Source organism: Vibrio sp. Vb2131 (assembly GCF_033338535.1).
GTDB lineage: Bacteria > Pseudomonadota > Gammaproteobacteria > Enterobacterales > Vibrionaceae > Vibrio > Vibrio alginolyticus.
In genome coordinates, this window is sequence record NZ_JAWOSW010000144.1 from 1 (window position 1) to 542 (window position 542).

The following is a 542-nucleotide window of genomic DNA, read 5'->3' on the forward strand; positions in this document are numbered from 1 at the left end:
TGGTAACCATGGTGACCAAAGGTGACGTGATTTTGGATACACCGCTGGCTAAAGTTGGTGGCAAAGGCTTGTTCGTTAAAGAACTTGAAGTTGCCATGCTTGAAGGCCGCGCCGATCTAGCCGTGCACTCAATGAAAGACGTACCTGTCGACTTCCCAGAAGGCCTTGGCCTCGTGACCATTTGCGAGCGCGAAGACCCTCGCGACGCCTTCGTTTCTAATACCTATAGCAGCATTGATGAACTCCCTCAAGGTGCGGTCGTCGGTACTTGTAGTTTGCGTCGCCAATGCCAACTGAAAGAATACCGCCCAGACATCATTATCAAAGAACTGCGTGGCAACGTGGGTACTCGACTTGGCAAACTGGATGCGGGTGAGTACGACGCTATCATTCTTGCAGCCGCAGGTCTAAAGCGCTTGAAATTGGAAGACCGAATTCGCAGCTTTATCGAACCAGAACAATCACTGCCAGCGGTTGGCCAAGGCGCAGTCGGTATTGAATGCCGCGTAGACGACGAACGCTTACTCAAACTTCTAGAGCCA

General features: G+C 51.7%; 1 protein-coding gene. It reads left to right on the forward strand.

Annotation, left to right across the window (positions count from 1 at the left end):
- Positions 1 to 542, forward strand: a 542-nt coding sequence (hemC, locus tag R7E38_RS23285) for a hydroxymethylbilane synthase (protein ID WP_318082212.1), incomplete at both ends; no start/stop codon positions are given.